This window comes from Plectonema cf. radiosum LEGE 06105 (genome assembly GCF_015207665.1).
GTDB classification, from domain to species: domain Bacteria; phylum Cyanobacteriota; class Cyanobacteriia; order Cyanobacteriales; family Nostocaceae; genus Rivularia; species Rivularia radiosa_A.
In genome coordinates, this window is record NZ_JADEWL010000004.1 from 60,342 (window position 1) to 77,843 (window position 17,502).

19 protein-coding genes are annotated in these 17,502 nt (G+C 38.0%); 13 read left to right on the top strand and 6 right to left on the bottom strand.

Translation table 11 applies throughout. The annotated features are described in order from the left end of the window. Positions 1-190 precede the first annotated feature (190 nt). Positions 191-964, bottom strand: a complete 774-nt coding sequence (locus IQ247_RS02030) for a hypothetical protein (protein ID WP_193916529.1) — start codon at positions 962-964, stop codon at positions 191-193. A 384-nt stretch (positions 965-1,348) separates the two neighbouring features. Here IQ247_RS02030 and IQ247_RS02035 point away from each other — a divergent pair, with 384 nt between their 5' ends. Then, positions 1,349-4,192, top strand: coding sequence for a TIGR02921 family PEP-CTERM protein (locus IQ247_RS02035; RefSeq protein ID WP_193916531.1), 2,844 nt, complete (start codon positions 1,349-1,351; stop codon positions 4,190-4,192). Between the two features lie 29 nt (positions 4,193-4,221). Here the strand turns inward: IQ247_RS02035 and IQ247_RS02040 are convergent, their stop codons facing one another. Continuing rightward, on the bottom strand, positions 4,222-4,407 hold the full coding sequence (locus IQ247_RS02040; RefSeq protein ID WP_511023004.1) for an Alr2735 family protein: 186 nt from the start codon (positions 4,405-4,407) through the stop codon (positions 4,222-4,224). 178 nt (positions 4,408-4,585) lie between these two features. Between IQ247_RS02040 and IQ247_RS02045 the strand changes: the two genes are divergently transcribed. The 5 genes from IQ247_RS02045 to IQ247_RS02065 all read left to right on the top strand — a co-directional run bounded on the left by IQ247_RS02045 (position 4,586) and on the right by IQ247_RS02065 (position 8,395). Then, positions 4,586-4,963, top strand: coding sequence for a dihydrofolate reductase family protein (locus tag IQ247_RS02045; protein WP_193916533.1), 378 nt, complete (start codon positions 4,586-4,588; stop codon positions 4,961-4,963). A gap of 766 nt (positions 4,964-5,729) precedes the next feature. Further along, a complete protein-coding gene (locus IQ247_RS02050; RefSeq protein WP_193916535.1) occupies positions 5,730-6,173 on the top strand; it encodes a VOC family protein in 444 nt (147 codons plus the stop codon). 46 nt (positions 6,174-6,219) lie between these two features. Next, the gene (locus IQ247_RS02055) at positions 6,220-6,690 is read left to right on the top strand and encodes a YybH family protein (protein WP_228059406.1); all 471 of its coding nucleotides are present in this window, start codon (positions 6,220-6,222) and stop codon (positions 6,688-6,690) included. A 364-nt stretch (positions 6,691-7,054) separates the two neighbouring features. After that, complete coding sequence (locus IQ247_RS02060; RefSeq protein WP_193916537.1) at positions 7,055-7,663, top strand: TetR/AcrR family transcriptional regulator; 609 nt, start codon at positions 7,055-7,057, stop codon at positions 7,661-7,663. A 39-nt stretch (positions 7,664-7,702) separates the two neighbouring features. Beyond that, the gene (locus IQ247_RS02065) at positions 7,703-8,395 is read left to right on the top strand and encodes a hypothetical protein (RefSeq protein WP_193916539.1); all 693 of its coding nucleotides are present in this window, start codon (positions 7,703-7,705) and stop codon (positions 8,393-8,395) included. A 188-nt stretch (positions 8,396-8,583) separates the two neighbouring features. Here the strand turns inward: IQ247_RS02065 and IQ247_RS02070 are convergent, their stop codons facing one another. Further along, positions 8,584-8,787, bottom strand: a complete 204-nt coding sequence (locus IQ247_RS02070) for a hypothetical protein (RefSeq protein ID WP_193916541.1) — start codon at positions 8,785-8,787, stop codon at positions 8,584-8,586. Positions 8,788-8,981: 194 nt separating this feature from the next. Between IQ247_RS02070 and IQ247_RS02075 the strand changes: the two genes are divergently transcribed. The 3 genes from IQ247_RS02075 to IQ247_RS02085 all read left to right on the top strand — a co-directional run bounded on the left by IQ247_RS02075 (position 8,982) and on the right by IQ247_RS02085 (position 11,237). Continuing rightward, positions 8,982-9,413, top strand: coding sequence for a MerR family transcriptional regulator (locus IQ247_RS02075; protein WP_193916543.1), 432 nt, complete (start codon positions 8,982-8,984; stop codon positions 9,411-9,413). A gap of 82 nt (positions 9,414-9,495) precedes the next feature. After that, on the top strand, positions 9,496-10,569 hold the full coding sequence (locus tag IQ247_RS02080; protein ID WP_193916545.1) for a Vgb family protein: 1,074 nt from the start codon (positions 9,496-9,498) through the stop codon (positions 10,567-10,569). A gap of 26 nt (positions 10,570-10,595) precedes the next feature. Continuing rightward, positions 10,596-11,237 carry an SDR family NAD(P)-dependent oxidoreductase gene (locus IQ247_RS02085; protein ID WP_193916547.1) on the top strand — a complete coding sequence of 214 codons (642 nt, stop codon included), beginning with the start codon at positions 10,596-10,598 and terminating at the stop codon, positions 11,235-11,237. A gap of 435 nt (positions 11,238-11,672) precedes the next feature. Here the strand turns inward: IQ247_RS02085 and IQ247_RS02090 are convergent, their stop codons facing one another. Then, positions 11,673-12,296, bottom strand: a complete 624-nt coding sequence (locus IQ247_RS02090) for a helix-turn-helix domain-containing protein (protein WP_322745388.1) — start codon at positions 12,294-12,296, stop codon at positions 11,673-11,675. Positions 12,297-12,375: 79 nt separating this feature from the next. On the opposite strand from IQ247_RS02090, the gene IQ247_RS02095 reads away from it, so the two are divergent. Together IQ247_RS02095 and IQ247_RS02100 are read left to right on the top strand one after the other, a co-directional pair. Next, positions 12,376-12,540: an SRPBCC family protein gene (locus tag IQ247_RS02095; RefSeq protein ID WP_193916549.1), complete on the top strand. Its 165-nt coding sequence runs from the start codon at positions 12,376-12,378 to the stop codon at positions 12,538-12,540. Positions 12,541-12,558: 18 nt separating this feature from the next. Continuing rightward, the gene (locus IQ247_RS02100; protein WP_193916551.1) at positions 12,559-12,819 is read left to right on the top strand and encodes an SRPBCC family protein; all 261 of its coding nucleotides are present in this window, start codon (positions 12,559-12,561) and stop codon (positions 12,817-12,819) included. 423 nt (positions 12,820-13,242) lie between these two features. On the opposite strand, the gene IQ247_RS02105 is transcribed toward IQ247_RS02100, so the two are convergent. Continuing rightward, positions 13,243-14,181 (bottom strand): aminoglycoside phosphotransferase family protein, encoded by a 939-nt coding sequence (locus tag IQ247_RS02105; RefSeq protein ID WP_228059407.1) that lies wholly within the window; start codon positions 14,179-14,181, stop codon positions 13,243-13,245. A gap of 91 nt (positions 14,182-14,272) precedes the next feature. On the opposite strand from IQ247_RS02105, the gene IQ247_RS02110 reads away from it, so the two are divergent. After that, complete coding sequence (locus IQ247_RS02110; protein ID WP_193916554.1) at positions 14,273-15,139, top strand: phosphotransferase; 867 nt, start codon at positions 14,273-14,275, stop codon at positions 15,137-15,139. A gap of 93 nt (positions 15,140-15,232) precedes the next feature. Here the strand turns inward: IQ247_RS02110 and IQ247_RS02115 are convergent, their stop codons facing one another. Continuing rightward, the gene (locus IQ247_RS02115; RefSeq protein WP_193916556.1) at positions 15,233-16,363 is read right to left on the bottom strand and encodes a BUD32 family EKC/KEOPS complex subunit; all 1,131 of its coding nucleotides are present in this window, start codon (positions 16,361-16,363) and stop codon (positions 15,233-15,235) included. 140 nt (positions 16,364-16,503) lie between these two features. On the opposite strand from IQ247_RS02115, the gene IQ247_RS02120 reads away from it, so the two are divergent. Next, positions 16,504-17,337, top strand: coding sequence for a helix-turn-helix domain-containing protein (locus IQ247_RS02120; RefSeq protein WP_193916558.1), 834 nt, complete (start codon positions 16,504-16,506; stop codon positions 17,335-17,337). Positions 17,338-17,502: the final 165 nt, after the last annotated feature.

Consider the following 17,502-nt stretch of genomic DNA (forward strand, 5'->3'; position numbering starts at 1 on the left):
CGATTTTTTTAGTATTAATAGATGTAAGTTTGACGATAATCCTAGAAGTCGGGTTTTTACGATAGAAATATCTGTAATATCAGAAAATCCTCATAAAAACCCGACTTGTTTCTCCAAGTTCTCTGCTCCCTATTCCCTAAAAAATAGGTTGAATGTAGAAAATATTTCAACCTACTTATAAAAGAAAATTCTATTGTTGAATGCTAGCAAAAATTGCTTTTACATCAACCTTATTAGGAGTAGTTGGTAAATATCCTTTTTTATTAAAAATAAACTCTCCTTGAGGAACATCGCAAACTTTAGGTTCACAAACTATTTCCTGATTTTTAATTTGTAAGTTTTGATTTTCTAAAATATACAAACCATCGGGCAGCTTGATTTTATTGCCCTTTACATCAAATGTAAAAACTCTACGTTCTTCAATAATTAGTTTAGCTATTCCTAATTTTTGAGCAACCTTTTCTATTGGTAAACGACTCTCTTCTGGTTGTAAAATTAATTCCCAACCTTGGTCCCAATTAGGACAAACTCCACCTGGTTTTGTAACACATTCTATCCAAATTTCCTTATCTTTTCCATCTTTTGAAGTACCAAAATAACCGTTTATTTCTCGCCAAGTTCCTTCTTCAACAACTAGTTTACCTCTTTGAGGAAATTCATAAATTCCATCTGGAGCAGTGATTTTTTTGCCATTAAACAGAATCAAAAAGACCTGTCTATCTTTCATGACAACTTTATCAGCTTTAAACTCTTTGATAATAATTTCTGGAGTTAAAGGATAACCTTTCGCTAACAAAGTACCTTCAGACAATTTTAATTCCTGTGCTACAGCTTTTGGAGAAATATTAGCGTTAAGAAATTGAGCAACTTGTCCAATTAATCCTTGATTATACAAACTAGCGAATCCTCCAGCTATTAGGATAGCTGTAACAATCTTTTTACCGTTATTTTGATTTGCTTGCATATTTACCTGAAAAAATTTTGTTTACTTGGACGTAACTTAACATACAAGATTGCAATTTGAAAAGTATACTTCAATACTTGTATTAGAGACTTTTTATTGAAGTGAAGCAACCATTAGCTTCTGTATGCCTTTCACTTACACATATGTTTGAAGCTGTGTTTTTATGCATTTTTTCACAAATCAAAATTAATTAAGTGGTTTTTTGCGTATTTGTACTTACAAAACAAAACTGTATAAAATAGTTTTATTGAAAACTTTGTAATAACTTCAAAGTAACTTTATAAAAAATCAATTTGTTTACACATAAAAATCTAAAATTTCATGACTATATGATGTAGATATATAATTAACACCTACATAAACTTCTGAAATGGAGAGTTTTGAGTGAAAACTTTTTGGAATGCAACTTTCTACGCTATCTTTTGGTTGTGGAATATAACTTTTTTAGCAGTAGTATATTTCGGGATATTACCTTTTCTCGCACCATGGTTATTTTCAGCAACTCTCAGAGGCGAAATTCCGATTGAATTCTCTTTAACTCTAATTAGTTTAATTGCAGTTCCTACGGTTTCTAGTATTCTCGGAGCTTGGAAATTCATCAAGCAACCTTTACAACTGATTCGTTTATTTTACGGTGTGGAAGCACCTTTATTTATATTGTGTTGTTTGCGGTTATTTTTAATCCGAGAAATGACACCAGCAAGCATCTATATTATCGCGACTGCGGGTTTATCGATTACAGCATTTTTCGTAGATTTATTGTGGGGTTATAACAACCGTCGTCAAACAGGTTTACAGTGGATGCAAATGTTCGCAAACAGTTTAATGCTGTTGTTTGGTGTTTATGCAGGAGTTTTGTTGCTATTTTATGCATTACCTTTAACGGCAGTTATTTTACAAGAATTTATCAAGTTCCACTGGTTAAGTGCAATACGGGATTCTTTTACTCGTGACTTTTTTACTTACGGATTATGGTACGTACCTTTCCTTTTGTTGTTGTTTACTTTCAGCGCGTTTTTACTTGTGATTATGCCTTCGGTAATGTCGGCAATGTACATTTATTCCGGGCAGAAAACTATCAAAGAATTTGCTGCACGGTATGGTAATAAACGCACTTTCACAGGTAGTAGTGCAGTTTTAGCTGCTGCGATAGTTTTATTTATCTCCTTACAACAACAGCCGCAAGTCAAGGCATTTAGCTTATTAAATAATCCTGCCAATACAGATAGTAATCGTCAAACTTTATTATCAAAATCAAATCAAATTCAAGAAGGTTTAGTAAACGCTTATTTATCTTCCTATCGCTATCTCAGTACTAGAAAAGATAGTAATAGTCTCAGCGCTATGTACCGTCAAACTTTAGGTTTAAATAAATCTGCTGCGGATGCTGTACAGGAAGTTCATAACTTTTTGATTTCACCTTTCTTATATAATGGTTCCGAACAAGATATTAAAAAAGCCGAAAAACTTTACGAAGAATTCTTTGATAAACCCATCCAAAAAGCAGAAGCACCAGCGATTACTCATGCAGTACAATCTACTTTTAATCAACAAGAAGTTAAAGCTGGTTTACTGAATATCAACGAGAAAAAAGTTTGGTTAGAATCGCAGCAAATTACCGTCAAAGAAAATGGCGATCGCGCTGAAGTAGAACTCTACGAAGTTTATAAAAACCAAACACCAGAAGTTCAAGAAATATTCTACTATTTTTCATTACCGGAAAGCGCAGTAATTACAGGTTTATGGTTAGGAGACACCAGCGATTTAAATAAACGCTTTGAATTTGTAGTTTCTCCTAGAGGTGCAGCACAAAAGGTTTATAATTCTCAAGTAAGAAGAGAACGTCCTGTTGATCCAGCATTATTAGAACAAGTTGGACCAAGAAATTATCGTTTAAGAGCATTTCCTATTCCTCGTAATAATGTAGAACAAATCCCAAATCAACCACCTGTTCCTACAGAGATGAATTTATGGTTGACTTATCAAGTTATGGTGCAAGATAAAGGTGTGGCTTTACCAATTTTAGGAGAAAAGCGTAATATCTTTTGGACGGATAAAACTAAACGTATCCGCAATGGTAAACAGGTAAAAATTGACAAAGATATTTGGTTAGAAGATTTTATTACTCTTTTCCCGGTAGAAGATTACCGAAATAAAAACCGCAGAGACACAGAGAACACAGAGGAAAGAGATAAAAAGAGATTGGTAATGTTAGATTCAAATAGGAGTAATAGCAAAAAATTCAAACCAAAATCCCACGCAATTAATTTACCCGAAGGTTACAAAATCTCAGCTAAACCGTTATCTAATAAAGATTACTCTTTACCTAAAAATAAACGTTTTGCTTTAGTTATTGATTCATCTCGCAGCATGGGTTCTCATGTCAAGGAATTGTCGCAAAACTTAACATGGCTGCAAAAACACTTGAAAAATAACGATGTAGATTTATATATTACCGCTTCGGGAAAAGCAACACCGCAACGTTTAGATGACATCCGTAAATTTAAAGCCGATAAATTTACCTTTTACGGAAGCCTACAAACTACACAAATGTTAAAGCAATTCAACCAACTACAGGGAGAAACATCTTACGATGCAATATTGCTGTTAACAGATGCAGGAAATTATGAATTAGCGAAAAATAACAAAGATATTCCCAATATTCTTGCACCATTATGGATAGTTCACAATGGCGAACTACCACCAGCTTACACTGATGGAATAATTAAAGCAATCCAAGATAGCGGTGGTGGAGTTTCTACCTCAGTTTCCGAAGTATTGCAAAGAATCGCCACAAAAACAACTTTGGGAGAATCAGTAATTGATGTAGTTGATGGTTACGCTTGGTATTTAGAACAATCCGATAATAATTCTACCCAGCAAAGTGATTTTCAACAATTAGCAGCTAGACAATTAATTCGGGGATTGAGTAAACAAGTTAAACTAGATAACCTAGAAAGTTTAGATGCAATTCACGGCATAGCTAAGAAGTATAAACTAGTTTCGCCTTATTCTTCCATGTTAGTGTTAGTAAATGATGAACAAAGACGTTTACTCAAAGAAGCAGAAGCAGCGAAAGATAGATTTGATAGAAACTTAGAAAGTGGTAAAGAAGATTTGACCAAACCGAATAATCCTTTGAAAACTAGTATCCCAGAATCTTCCAATGCATGGGTATTAGTAGGAAGTAGTTTATTATTGCTTTGGTTTGTGAAACGGAAACATTAATTAGTCGAATAATTTAATTCAAATTTAATTTAATCAGATACCACTACTAAAAGTCCTTCAATAAGTGCTTGTCGTAGCGCTATAGCTTCGGCAACTATTTGTTGAGCGCTTTTACCTTCGGAGTCCATCATGCGCTGTAAAGCCACACCAGTATGTTCATCATCTATTGGTGGCACCTGACAATATCTTTTACCATTCTGATTGCGCCGCCATATCGAAGGTGTACATTTAAGTACTTAAAACGCTGTATGAAATAAAACTGGTGATATATTAGACCTCTGTGAATAAAAGTTTTCACTTGACAGATTTAATCGAAAATTTTCCTGAAACTTTTCTTGCTCCCTATCAGGATGCAATGGGTATTCAAGCACAAAACAAGCATTTTGATGTTTAATGGGGCGTAAAACCTACGAAGTCGGTTCAAAGGTAGGTCTCACAAATCCTTACCCATCTTTGAAACAGTATGTTTTTTCCCGCTGCATGAAAGAAAGTCCTGATGTAAATGTCGAACTTGTCTCGAATAAGGCGATCGCACTCGTGAAAAGTTTGAAGAATGCTACAGGTAAAGATATCTGGCTGTGTGGTGGTGCAAATTTAGCTACAACACTGTTTGCGGAAAATTTAATTGATGAGCTAATTCTCAAAGTAAATCCATTTTTAATGGGTTCGGGGATTCCACTGTTTGCAGAAGTAATCAAGCAAACATCCCTAGAACTTACTAAAAACAAAATCTATGGAAATGGTGTTTTGGTGCTTCATTACCGTTGCTAGGGCGTAACTCTACGAAATTTATGTCGAAACAAAGTCGGGAGCAACGCTCGTTGTTAAAATTGAATAAAACTTACCCAGACGCGATCGCTTTTGTTGAGTCACTTCCATATACAGGGTAGCTTTTACAACTAGCTATGGTTAAAAATAAGTATTTATTTGCAAAAAATACGGCTTTTTATTTTTATATATAGCATCTAATAATACTTTTACCACGGTATTAAGGACGATTCGGATTGAAGTAATTGGGGCTTTAATAATCAGATGCAAAAGCAACGACAAACAAATAGCCAATAGATAGAAACCCATTGACTGATGCTCATAAGAGGACACGCCGTAAGCGGGAAACTCAGAGTCTTTAGACTAGTACGGGAAGCCACACGAGCGAATTTATTCGCTGTGTTCTCTTACTTAAGTTTGTTGTGATTGCAGTGCAAACGGAAACTTAATCCTTTAGAAACCACTACGCGATCGCAAATACCTATAAGTTTTTTTTGCTTTTAAAATTCTATTTGGGGTTGACTTAGAGCGCACTCGAAGTTGTAGGGTATGCTACACCCTATAAAGTGAGTTCGATGACAGTCATAGAAGTCGGGTTTTTAGGATAAATATCTGTAATCTCAGACAACCTTTATAAAAAACCCGACTTCGCACAGAACTGAGGATAATGTCTAACAAAACACCTATTGATAAAAATTGTAACTATTCTCAATTGTATAGTTCATGTGAACTATAATACGTTTGTCCTGATTTGTCCGAGGCGAAAATTATGACAGTTAAACCGATTCCCGAAGGCTATCACACCGCAACACCCTACTTGATTGTAGAAGGAGCAGAAAGGCTAATCGAGTTTCTCTCTTCAGGGTTTGGATCTACGGAAATTAGTCGTGTCATGCACCCAGATGGCTCGATTATGCACGCTGAGGTGAAAATTGGCGACTCATTGATCATGATGAGTGAAGCAAGAGAGGATTTTCAGGCAATGCCGAGCATGATTCACCTGTATGTTGAGAATGCCGACGCAACTTATGAGCTTGCAATCCAAGCAGGTGCAACTTCAGTGATGGAGCCAAAAGATGAATTCTATGGCGATCGCGCTGCGGGGGTGAAAGATCCAACTGGAGGTTTTTGGTGGATTGCAACTCATCAAGAAGATGTTTCACCCGAAGAACTTGAAAAGCGACGAGATGAGGTATGTTTTACTGGCAAATAATAAGTATGGGTGAGTCGTTCGGAATTGATATCGATGGGTAAACATCTTGACTCAAACTTCGGAGGAAATTATGGTAGCGATAAACAACACAACGACTGATGAAGCTGAAATTCGCCAGATAATAGATAATTGGGTTGAGTCCGTTCGTGCTAAGGATATCGATGGGCTAATGTCGCACTACGTAGACGACAGTGTGTTGTTCGACATCATGCCGCCATTAAAACATCAAGGTGCTTCAGCTTATAGACAACTTTGGGAACAGTGTTTTCCCTATTTTCAAGGTGATATTGGCTATGAAATTCGCGACTTGAATATCACAGTTGGTTCCGATGTAGCCTTCAGTCACAGTCTAAATAGGATGAGTGGAACGACAACAAACGGCGAGGAAATTGATAATTGGATGCGGGTGACGGTTTGCTATCAAAAGATTGATGGGAAGTGGATGGTTATACACGACCATGTGTCAGTACCGATTAATATGGAGAATAGCAAAGCCTTATTTGACCTCAAACCGTAGATTTTGACTATTCATTTGTGGAGCGTTAGCCATTGGCTAACGCTCCCCGTCATTCGCAACTGAGATTTTGGCAGAATCATTTCTAGATGATCCCAACTTCAAATATATCTTCGTTTTCTTATGCGATCGCCAATTAAGCATACTTGAACTCTCCTGGCTATTTACTGTGGATTGTGAGCAAGTAAGGTAAAATTATCAACGTCAGCGGTCTAAAAATACCCGGAAAGAACCCATAAAAACAGCTTTTTTGTTTAGATTTTTATATTGACTTATCAGTCAGTCAAAAATATAATTACAGTATAGCTGCCATAATTCTAGGTAAAATCAGCCTGAAACATAGCAGCAAAAAGAGTTACAAGTAAAAATGCCCCGTACACCCAAAGAGAACGAACGCATTCGCAGTGCGACTAGAGAGCAAATTTTGACAACAGCGATCGCCTTATTTTGTCAGAAAGGCTATTATTCAACATCAATCGAGGATGTGGCAAAAAATGCGGGAATCTCAAAGGGATTGGTTTATCACTATTTCAAATCAAAGGAGGAAATACTTGCGGCACTAGTAGATATTCGGATTAATGATATTGTTGAGGTGATGAATGCAGCAGCGGCGAAGGAAACCCCTACCGAGCAGATTCGCCATATTATCGAAGGAGCGCTCGATGATGTGCGTCGCAAACCTGAAATTTTTCGGTTTTATCTGAATTTATTTACCCAACCACGTCTCGATCCTGCCATTGCTAAATACAGCCAGAAATTAATGGACGAGCAAGCTAGACAATTTCAGGTGCAAACCGAGATGTTTCGGAAGTTGGGAGTAGGAAACTTGGTAACGCGATCGCGCAGCGACTCCTGCGGAGTATCGCTTTATTTTTCTGCAACACTGCAAGGAATTATGTTGATGTTTTCTACCTATCCAGAGACTTTTCCCCTCGATATGGTGAAAGCCCAGGTCATTGCAGAGTTTTGTCAGTAACTAACTGTTATGTCTGATACGCTACGAAGGAGAAAAATTATGACTTGGCAAGAAATAATTGCAGACACGAATGTGTGGGTACACGAGTATAGCGTTCCTGGTTACAGTCAAGTAAATGCTTTTGCTGTTGTGATGGATGAGTATAACCTGGCAATCGTCAGTCCTCCAACTCAAATGTCTGAAGCTGATTTTGCTGCAATTGACGAAAAAGGTCGTGTCACTGCACTGATTGCACCCCACTCTGGACATTATCTCGGTCAAGCAGAATGGCAAGCTCAGTATCCTAACGCTCAATCCTATGCTCCAACTGTTGCATTGAAACAACTGAATTCCTTGGGATTACAACCCTTTGCTCCTTTGTCAAAATTACCCTCTACACCAAACATTGAGTTTCGAGAGGTTCCGGGAACAAAAAAAGGAGGAACTCTAGTAATTGTCAGTCGCGATAGACGACCGATTATTTATCTCGATGAATTAGTGTGTAATTTTACCTCACTACCAACTGCCTTTCTCGCTAGAGTTCTATTTCGTCTGCATGATAGCGCACCAGGACTAAAAATCAATCGCGTGTATTTGAAATATCTGTGTAGCGATGTGCAATTATTAGTGCAAACAGTAGTGGATGCTCTTAAAGATGACCCTGTGATTGTGCTTGCTCACGGAAAACCCCTGGTTAATTTAGTGGATTTAACCCGTGTGCGGGAATTAGTCGAATCACTAAAATCGGATTAGAGGAGTTCAATCTGCATTTATCCAAAATATTTTTCATATTCATCATGAGTGTGGCAGATTTCATAACTTATCGTAATCCATCGGACGTTATAACGGTGTTTATGATTTGGAATTTGGGTTGGATTTAATTCTCGATGGTCTTGATCGGTTAAGGGAAAATATTCGATAATAGGTAGAGATGGTGGTAATCATAGCTTTTTAAAATATCTAGCGACAGGAAATAGCCCAAAACCAGCCTTTTGCTGACTCGCAGGCCAACCATCGGGATAAAAATGCTCGTATATCTCGGAGTCCAAAGCTTTCTGAATCGAGTCAAACACCGGAGACCAAGCTCGTAGGGAAAGCCGAACAATCGCGTCAAGTCGCTCGGAACTGTAGGGTTCAATCTGCATTGCAAGAGATACTCCAAGGGATAAAGCTAGCAATTATTGTAATATACGTAATATAAAACCATCCAAAAATTTCGATAAATGTATTAGTTCTCGTTATGCTCTAACTATAAGTTAAGTGAAGAACCAGTTTTTTTTGCTTGAGAAATTCTATTTAGAGTTGACTTAGAGCGCACTCTAAGTTGTAGGGTAGGTGTATGGCAACTGAGTTAACTATCCAGCAAGTAGCTAAAGCCACTGGTTTAAGCGTTCATGCTGTGCGCTATTACGAAAAAGTAGGACTTTTGGCTCCCATTCAACGAGCGAGTAACGGTCATCGTCGTTATTCGTCCGAGGATGTGGTTTGGCTGGAATTTTTGACACGCTTGCGGTCTACGGGAATGTCAATCCAGCAAATCCATCTTTTTGCTGAATTAGTGCGACAACAACCAACTAATGTGCAAGAGCGACGTTTGCTCTTAGAAGCACATCGCAATCGCGTCCAAAAAAATATCCAAGATTTAACGGAGAATCTCCAATTAATTAAATTAAAAATTGAACATTATAAACACTTAGAAAGAACAGGTGAAAGCGACAAAAACTGCATTTTTTGGAAAGCTTATTTAGAACAAAACAACAAAGAACATTGATATCACAGAAAAAAATATCTTGATTAATGGTGGTTGGGGAATTACAGGTATGAAAAGTTAGGAAAAAATATTATTGATTACCATGTTACAAAAATTGCTTTTGATATCTACATTGTCAGTATTGATGCTGGGAATCACTCAAGCTTGTGGTATTAATGTAAATCTAGCAAATACCAACTCATCTGTTAATTCTCCAAATCCGCAGACAAATTCGCAAACCAAAAAAAATACTTCAGCGACAACATTAGAAAAAATTGAATTACCAGCCAATTTTCAATATCCTAATGGAATTACCCAAGCTAAGGATGGAACTCTATATATTGGTTCAATTACAAGTGGAAAAATATTACGAATCAAACCAGGACAACAAACAGAAATATTTTTCCCTGGAAATAATCAAGTATTTGCAGCCAATACTCTACGACTTGATCAAGAGCGAGGTATTATTTGGGGAACATCCTCAGATTTTTTAGGAGTGCGTGGAAGTGATGGTCAAGTGACTCGTCGCAGTCATCGGATATTTGCCATTGATATCAATTCTGGTGAAGTTATACGTGTAATTGTAATGCCAGATGGTGGTTTTGGGAACGACATTGCCCTTGATGAAAAGGGAGGGGTGTATATTACGGATAGTTGGCGTAGTCGAATACACTATCTTGCTGATGTCAAAAATCAATTGCAAATATGGGTGCAAGACCAACGTTTTGCAGCAGCAGATGGACAGGTTGGTTTAGCGGGGATTGCTCGTCATAAAAATGGTGTAATTATTGTTGGGCATTTTTCCCAAGGAAAACTATTTCAAGTTACACCTCAAGCATCAGGAAAACCGAAAGTAGAGGAAATCAATTTATCACGCACTATTGAAAATCCTGATGGAATGCAATTTACTGCTGACGGTCAATTAATAATTATTGAAGGTGCGATAAAAAGTGGTAATGGTCGTCTTTTACAGATTGAAATGAATTCATCTATAAGTAATATCAAAGAAGTCAAAGAAATAGCATCGCAAATTATATCACCTGTGAATTTAACTTTATCAGAAAATCAAGTTTGGGTGACAGAATCGCGTATACGTCATCGTTTGTTCAAGGAAGAAGAAGCAAATATTCCCAAACAATTTTTTATTCATCGCTTTCAGTTATTGCATCAAAAATAGAAGTTAAAATGAGGATATAATCAGCTATGAATCGAAGAGATTTTGTCAGTAAAACTGTTTCTGCATCAGTTGTAACTAGCATTGATAGTCAAGATAAATCTAGTAACTCACACACAAACCGTCAAAGATTTCAAGATAAAGTTGTCATCATCACCGGAGCAACATCAGGTATTGGTAAAGCCGCAGCATTTGCATTTGCCAAACAAGGGGCAAAAGTTGGTTTTTGTGGTGGTCGAGAAAATCTTGGTCAACAAGTTCAAGAAGATATCAAACGTCAAGGAGGTGAGGCGACTTATATTAAAGCTGATGTCACGAAACCAGATGAATTACAAGTATTTATTAACGATATAGTAAATAAATATAAACGTTTAGATATTGCTTTTAATAATGCGGGTACAGTCATGTTTCATAATCTCCATGAAATCGAAATCGAAGAATGGGATAATATGTTTAATACGAATACTCGTGGAGTTTTCTTAGCAATGAAATATCAAATTCCCCATCTGCTAAAAACTGCTGGAGGTAGCATTATCATCACTTGTAACCCAGAGAATATTCCTTCCGTGAAGACGATAGAATCAATCAGTGCGAATTTGGTAGTTACTGAGGAGGTGGAGATAGAACCACATATTTGGAGAGCGACTAGTATTTATCATTTGTACATTTAAATGCGATCGCTATTTCAAAATCAAGAAACAACCACGTCTTCACCTAGCCATTACTAAATATAGTCAGAAATTAATGGACGAGCAATAATAACAGGTTGCTAAAGTATGTGCAACTTCGGTTGTGGATGGCTTCGTTTCAATCAGGATAAACAAGGTGATAAAGATTGCTTTTCCTACACATCATGCATCGACTATCATCTCGAAACCTCCATAAATCTAATTCCACAGGTTTTCTGCAAAATACCAGACATTAAAACCACTTTTCTTTGTCTCCCCACATCCTAATAATTAGATTTTGGTAGCCTAGCACAGATTCACCGGGAAACGCTAATCGCCTTTTTGCCCGCCGTACAAGGACGGAGTACCAGCAACTGTTAACAATATTATTTTGAACAAAAAAGGAACTAGCAAAGAAGGATATTGAAGACTTTTTTACTATCCTACTATGAAGCTATTTTCCTGACTTGATTTACTACACTCAACTTGCACCGAAGAATGAGTTTCTACCCAAACTACAGCACCACAACTTAACGGTTTTTCTGGTCGATAAACGATTTCACAAGGACCATTAATCTTCACTGAAAAACCGTAAATATTCTGACCGCGATTTTTGACTGTGATTACGGGTAATGATTTTTGTTGTTTGAGATTTTGTTGAATTCTCTGCTTATTTACATGAATTTTCGTTTTTGCTGGATTTCTCACACACCATTTGCCTTTTGGACCGCGACTACCCCGACTAATAATCGGATTTCCTTCAAATAAAGGTATTATCCAATTTTTTCCGGCTTTGTAAGCCCCTTTTACTCTACCTTGAGCAATTAAGTAGCGCATTCTAGAGGTTGAAATATTCAAAATTTCTGCCGCTTGACTAGTACTTACATACATGATGAAAAAACTATTGCGATTAAAACTTAGTTTATCAGTTTTAGTAGTACATTTTCCTTTGAAGAAGAAAAATAATTGTGAAAATTGCAATCTTGAAAGTCGAATTGCGATCGGCACGCGCCCTTCAAGGGCGATCGCAATTAATATTTGTTCAAGATTGAGTATTCCCACATTGTCAACGGGGCTGACAATTGGGAGTGTTAAACTTGGTAAATAGTGGAAAACAAGACCGCTCTAGGAGCAAACGATTATGATGACTCCTTTAATAGTTACATCTCAAATTGAAATTAATGCCACGCCAGAAAATATCTGGAAAGTGCTGATAAATCTACATGGTTATAGTGATTGGAATTCCAAAATACGGGTAGTTGAAGCACCTGAGAGTATTGCAGTAGGAAGTAGAGCTAAATTGTGAGCTGCACCTGAAACAGAGTTGGAGCGGATTTTTGATATTGAAATAATCGCGATCGAGTTTCCATCTCTCTTAGAGTGGCAGGGTGGAGAACCGGATACATTTGTGGGAAGGCATCGCTTTGAGCTTCATCAAGCAACTTCAGATCAAACCGTTTTCCATAATTCAGAGACTTTTAGTGGAACAATGGCATCTACGATTTTAGACATGAGTCGAACTGCCCTAGAGGAGGAGTTTCACACTTTTAATCAAGCTCTAAAAAAACGGGTTGAGTTTAGATAAAAAGATATTGAGAGATTGATCACCAAGCCCATCACAAACCAGAGATGATACAAACCCCTTGACCAAATATTAGGAAAATTTTAATGTAGAGACGCAAGGGTTCGCGTCTCTACAAGGTTTCTGGATGATGCATATTTAATTTCCACCAGATGTCTATTTATTATTGCGCGTTTTGGCTAAATATTGCTATTTGCGATCGCCATATAATTGCACGGAAGTACAAAAATCCGATTCTTGCGAAGCCTTGCCCTTCGGGAGCGCATTTGAGTACATTGTTTTCGGTCGATATCAGATGAGTGTAATCTACTATTTCTTTACTCTACTCACAATTGAATTTAAAGAAAATTAAGCAAAGCCCACATCACAACTAATCTTTGAGTTTTCAATAACCATAAGCGCTTCCATCAATTTTTTTTGTTACTATTATCGAGTCTCGCGTCGAAAATCTTTGATAATTTCTGCAATCGCACTTCGAGCATTACTTACTCCCACAGGGTTGGTATTTATGTAGTAGGGAATAAAAATTAGCGCTTGGGATAATCCATGACCCTGACCTCTTATCCATGTCGCATCATCAACCCCCAGTGTTGTGCGGAAAACTTCCCGATTCTCACTCCTCAACAAACCCCAGGCAATCATTAAATCACAAGCCGGGTCTCCCGCACCCAAACCACCGAAGTCGATTACAGCACTTAAGCGACCCTGATTAAATAACAGGTTTCCTGGTAACAGGTCTCCATGAAACCAGACTGGCTCACGGTTCCAATCGGGTGCTTGTAAGGCTGTTTCCCAAACCTTCGTTACAGTATCGGTATCAATTGTGTCCTGTAGAGCATGAATTGCTTTGCGAACTGCGGTGTCTCGTGTCACCAGGGGAACACCACGCAAGTTATGCTTGACTGCAAGGGGAGCGCCCGTGGTATCTATTTTTTGCAAGGCTATGATCAATTCAGCCAATGCGATAGCGAAGCTGCACCCCCTTGGGGCGATCGCAGAATCACATGGGTTATCGATGCTGTCGATGCTAGCATTCTCACCTTCAATCCATTCAAAAACCGACCAGTGAAAAGGATAATTTCTATCTGGTATACCCTTAGCAAGTGGTACGGGAATCGATAATGGTAGAAGTGGAGCAAGTTTGGGCAACCACAGATGTTCCTTATCGATTGACCTCGTTGCACCAGGGTAGCGGGGGAGTCGCACCATCATCTTTGCACCAAGACGATAAATTACATTTTCGGTTCCAGAGGAGCGAACTGGTTGGATGGGTTGGTTTGCCCACTGGGGAAATTGAGTATTAAGTAAGTGTTTTACGAGAGATATATCAATATGTATCTCATCCGCGTGCATTTTTGTCGTCATAATTGCAAGTTGGAGGTATGGCGATCGCCACAATTGTAATCTACTGTATTATACTTTGTATTACAAGAGAAAAATGTTTTTGTGTGCTTTTATGTTCGCAAGTTTTGACCGTAAAGCCCTAACAAATCGCGCAGTTGCCGCATCGGTGGCTGTTGCTGCCAAACACGATATAACCGTTGATGAACCGAAGATACTGGCGGATGCCTATTCTGTGCGCGTCCATCTCCAACCCGCTCCCATTGTCGTCCGTGTCAGTACGCTTACCCCGATATTGCGTTACCCGATAGCATCTTGGTTGTTGCGCGAGATAGCAGTTGCCGAGTTTTTGGCAGCAAAAGATACTCCCGTTGTGCCACCTAGCGACCTTTTACCGTCTGGTGTACACAGCCATGATGGATTATTTATGACTTTTTGGCAGTACGTTCCACGGGTATCGGATATCATACCCGACTCGGGAACGGTGGGAAAAATGCTTGCCGAATTGCACGCGGTTTTAAAAGATTATCCGGGTGAGTTGCCGCTTTTAGCACCACCATTCAACGATATTCCACGGGGAATTGAACGTTTGCAACAGGTTGGGAATATTTTGAGTGCGGAGGATTTGCAGTTATTGAGAGAAACTTACGACACATCGATAGGTAAATTCAACAATTCAAGGGTGCCGTTACAACCATTACACGGTGATGCCCATGCTTATAATTTGATTCCTACGGCGAAAGGCTTGGTATGGAATGATTTTGAAGATACCTGCATGGGTTCGGTTAGTTGGGATTTAATTAATCTTGATGATGCGGGTAGGAAAGCTTACAGTGATATTCCTGATTTGGAAATGTTGGAAATATACCAAACACTACGAAAAATTCATGGGATTGTCTGGGTATTTTCGTTATCACCAGAGTTCCCCGATTGGGTTGAATATGCTCAAACTATGCTGAATGAGTTGCGTGGCGATCGATAAAAAATATTACTTGATTTTACTTTCAAAACAATATCGCCAAACCCAAATAAATTCCGCCATTTGGTAGTCACGCAGCTTTGCATAGATTTGTAACTATTCACTGTGGGATTCAACACCAGAAAGAAAGCCTGTTTCTTCGAGCAGCAACTGTAGCTTTCCATGAGGAAATTTCGTGTCCTTCTGATTATTTTCCCATATTTCAATAAAGAAGTTTCGCATCAGCATAATGATGCTGCGGTATTTAACTATGCTAGTAACATAAAATTCATCTAAGTTGATGTCCCTATCAGTATATATCTGCTCAATGTTGTCAAGCAATATATTTCCCAATTGATAATTTTTTAAGCCTGCTTTTATACCATATTTTTCGACCATTTTGCGTTTATGATTCTCCGAAGATGAATCATAAGACGCTCGAATCAAATGTCCGAGATTCCGCAAAATTTCTCCGTAGTCGTAAAATGTGTTCTCTTTAAAAAAACATTCTTCATGTTTTGTTAAAGTAAAACCCTTGTCAAGTGCCAAACCAAAATCGGTCAAATATATCTGCTCCCCGTCGGTGAGGATGTTGCGAAAATGTGCATCGAAGTGGATGATTCCCTTAGTCCTCAAGAAATTAATCGTTGCATACAATTCATGCAAAGATTTCTGGAGTTTGCTAGGATTCTGCCATAGCCATGTTTCTATAACGTCGGGTATGTACTCTAGAAATAAAACCAACTCATGATTAGCATTAGCTCTATCTAACATATAATTTCCAACGTTCACACTATTACCCCAGTATTCGACAAAGCCTTTGAGACGCGATTTATCCACATTTATGCGCTGTCCAGAAAAGGGAATAATTCGATAATGGTACATCAGTGGGAAGGTGGTTATTGCTCCCTCCAATACCCAATTAGTAGTCTTGATATGAGCCACAAGTTCACGGAAAACTCCCAAACCAGCAACCCCTAAACCAGCAGAACCGAGACCGTAGTTAAAATAACTCGGTAGGTTATAGAGGTTTTTAGTAGAGAACTGGTTGTCATATTCGATATTCGTAACCGGAATCCGTTTGACAAACACCTGAGATTTTCCAATTGTCACTATGTGAGTTCGTCCCCAACCCAAACTTAACTCGCTATCAAACAGAAAACGCAATTGGGCATTATCCAACTGAGCAATTTGTGAACTAAGGTTGAAATATGTCTTTTTTCTAATTTCTATCTGATTCTTAAGCATTCTTGTTAGCTATAGATTTTCTGGCATTTGCTTTATTAATCACTTATTGATATGTTAGCTAGGATTTGCTCTGAGTTTATGATATCGGCTGCAATTGTTTCGATTAAATTAGTACTTAAGTATAAAAAAATTCAAATAAGATGGTAAAAACTACGATTTATCATACTTACATTCCACAATCGCCATTATCCCAATTCGTCAAATTTTTCTGGTCGAGCGAAGGTGACAGTTTAGCTTCATCACAAGTAAAATTACTACCGATTGGGTCAATAGAATTAGTCATAAATCTCGATTATGACACCATACCATTGTTCGATCCAAGCAGTCGAGAACAGTGTGGAAGTACGAGCAGCATCAGATTATGTGGAATTCAATCCCAAAGCTTTATCATCGACAACCACAGCCAGATATCGGTGATGGGTGTGCGTTTTCAACCAGGTGGTAGTGTTCCATTTTTTCAAATTCCCGCCAAAGAATTATACAACCAAATCATATCTTTGGAGGAATTATGGAATTTTCATGCCGAACAATTACGAGAAAATTTGCTCAAAGTGCCAAGAATAAAAGCTCGCTTTCTGGTTTTGGAACGTTTTCTTTTCAGAATGATGCAATCACAGAAATCGCATCCAATTATTGATTTTGCATTATGTGAATTTCAAAAATCACCCATACCTACGGTTAATGAGGTGACAAATAAAATTGGGATTAGTAACCGTTATTTTGGACAATTATTTTCTGATGTTGTGGGATTGACTCCTAAATTATTTTGTCGCATTCAACGCTTGCGACGATTGCTGATCCTTTTGGCTGAAAAAACAACCGTTGATTGGAGTGAAATTGCTTTAAATTGTGGTTATTTCGATCAAGCGCATTTTATTCATGATTTCCGTAGTTTTGCCGGTTGCTGTCCCACAACCTATCTCAAACAACGAGGATTGCATCCCTGTCATATCTTGCTACCCAATTCAGGTTAGGCAATTTTAGATTATGTCCCCAGGAAAGCTACGCTAATAGATTTTGGATTGCCTTCGGAGTTCAGCCCGCTTTACTTATAACATCAAAGAAGCATTGGTCATTTTTTTACAATATTTTCTATTGATGATGCGTCACAATTAAGAACTGAGTTAATTGGAAGGTTG

Bases quoted from the DNA above. Each gene is read 5' to 3' on its own strand.
- IQ247_RS02030 (WP_193916529.1), bottom strand. From the start codon at position 964: ATGCAAGCAAATCAAAATAACGGTAAAAAGATTGTTACAGCTATCCTA.
- IQ247_RS02045 (WP_193916533.1), top strand. From the start codon at position 4,586: ATGGGGCGTAAAACCTACGAAGTCGGTTCAAAGGTAGGTCTCACAAAT.
- IQ247_RS02050 (WP_193916535.1), top strand. From the start codon at position 5,730: ATGACAGTTAAACCGATTCCCGAAGGCTATCACACCGCAACACCCTAC.
- IQ247_RS02060 (WP_193916537.1), top strand. From the start codon at position 7,055: ATGCCCCGTACACCCAAAGAGAACGAACGCATTCGCAGTGCGACTAGA.
- IQ247_RS02065 (WP_193916539.1), top strand. From the start codon at position 7,703: ATGACTTGGCAAGAAATAATTGCAGACACGAATGTGTGGGTACACGAG.
- IQ247_RS02070 (WP_193916541.1), bottom strand. From the start codon at position 8,787: ATGCAGATTGAACCCTACAGTTCCGAGCGACTTGACGCGATTGTTCGG.
- IQ247_RS02075 (WP_193916543.1), top strand. From the start codon at position 8,982: ATGGCAACTGAGTTAACTATCCAGCAAGTAGCTAAAGCCACTGGTTTA.
- IQ247_RS02080 (WP_193916545.1), top strand. From the start codon at position 9,496: ATGTTACAAAAATTGCTTTTGATATCTACATTGTCAGTATTGATGCTG.
- IQ247_RS02085 (WP_193916547.1), top strand. From the start codon at position 10,596: ATGAATCGAAGAGATTTTGTCAGTAAAACTGTTTCTGCATCAGTTGTA.
- IQ247_RS02095 (WP_193916549.1), top strand. From the start codon at position 12,376: ATGATGACTCCTTTAATAGTTACATCTCAAATTGAAATTAATGCCACG.
- IQ247_RS02105 (WP_228059407.1), bottom strand. From the start codon at position 14,181: ATGACGACAAAAATGCACGCGGATGAGATACATATTGATATATCTCTC.
- IQ247_RS02110 (WP_193916554.1), top strand. From the start codon at position 14,273: ATGTTCGCAAGTTTTGACCGTAAAGCCCTAACAAATCGCGCAGTTGCC.
- IQ247_RS02115 (WP_193916556.1), bottom strand. From the start codon at position 16,363: ATGCTTAAGAATCAGATAGAAATTAGAAAAAAGACATATTTCAACCTT.
- IQ247_RS02120 (WP_193916558.1), top strand. From the start codon at position 16,504: ATGGTAAAAACTACGATTTATCATACTTACATTCCACAATCGCCATTA.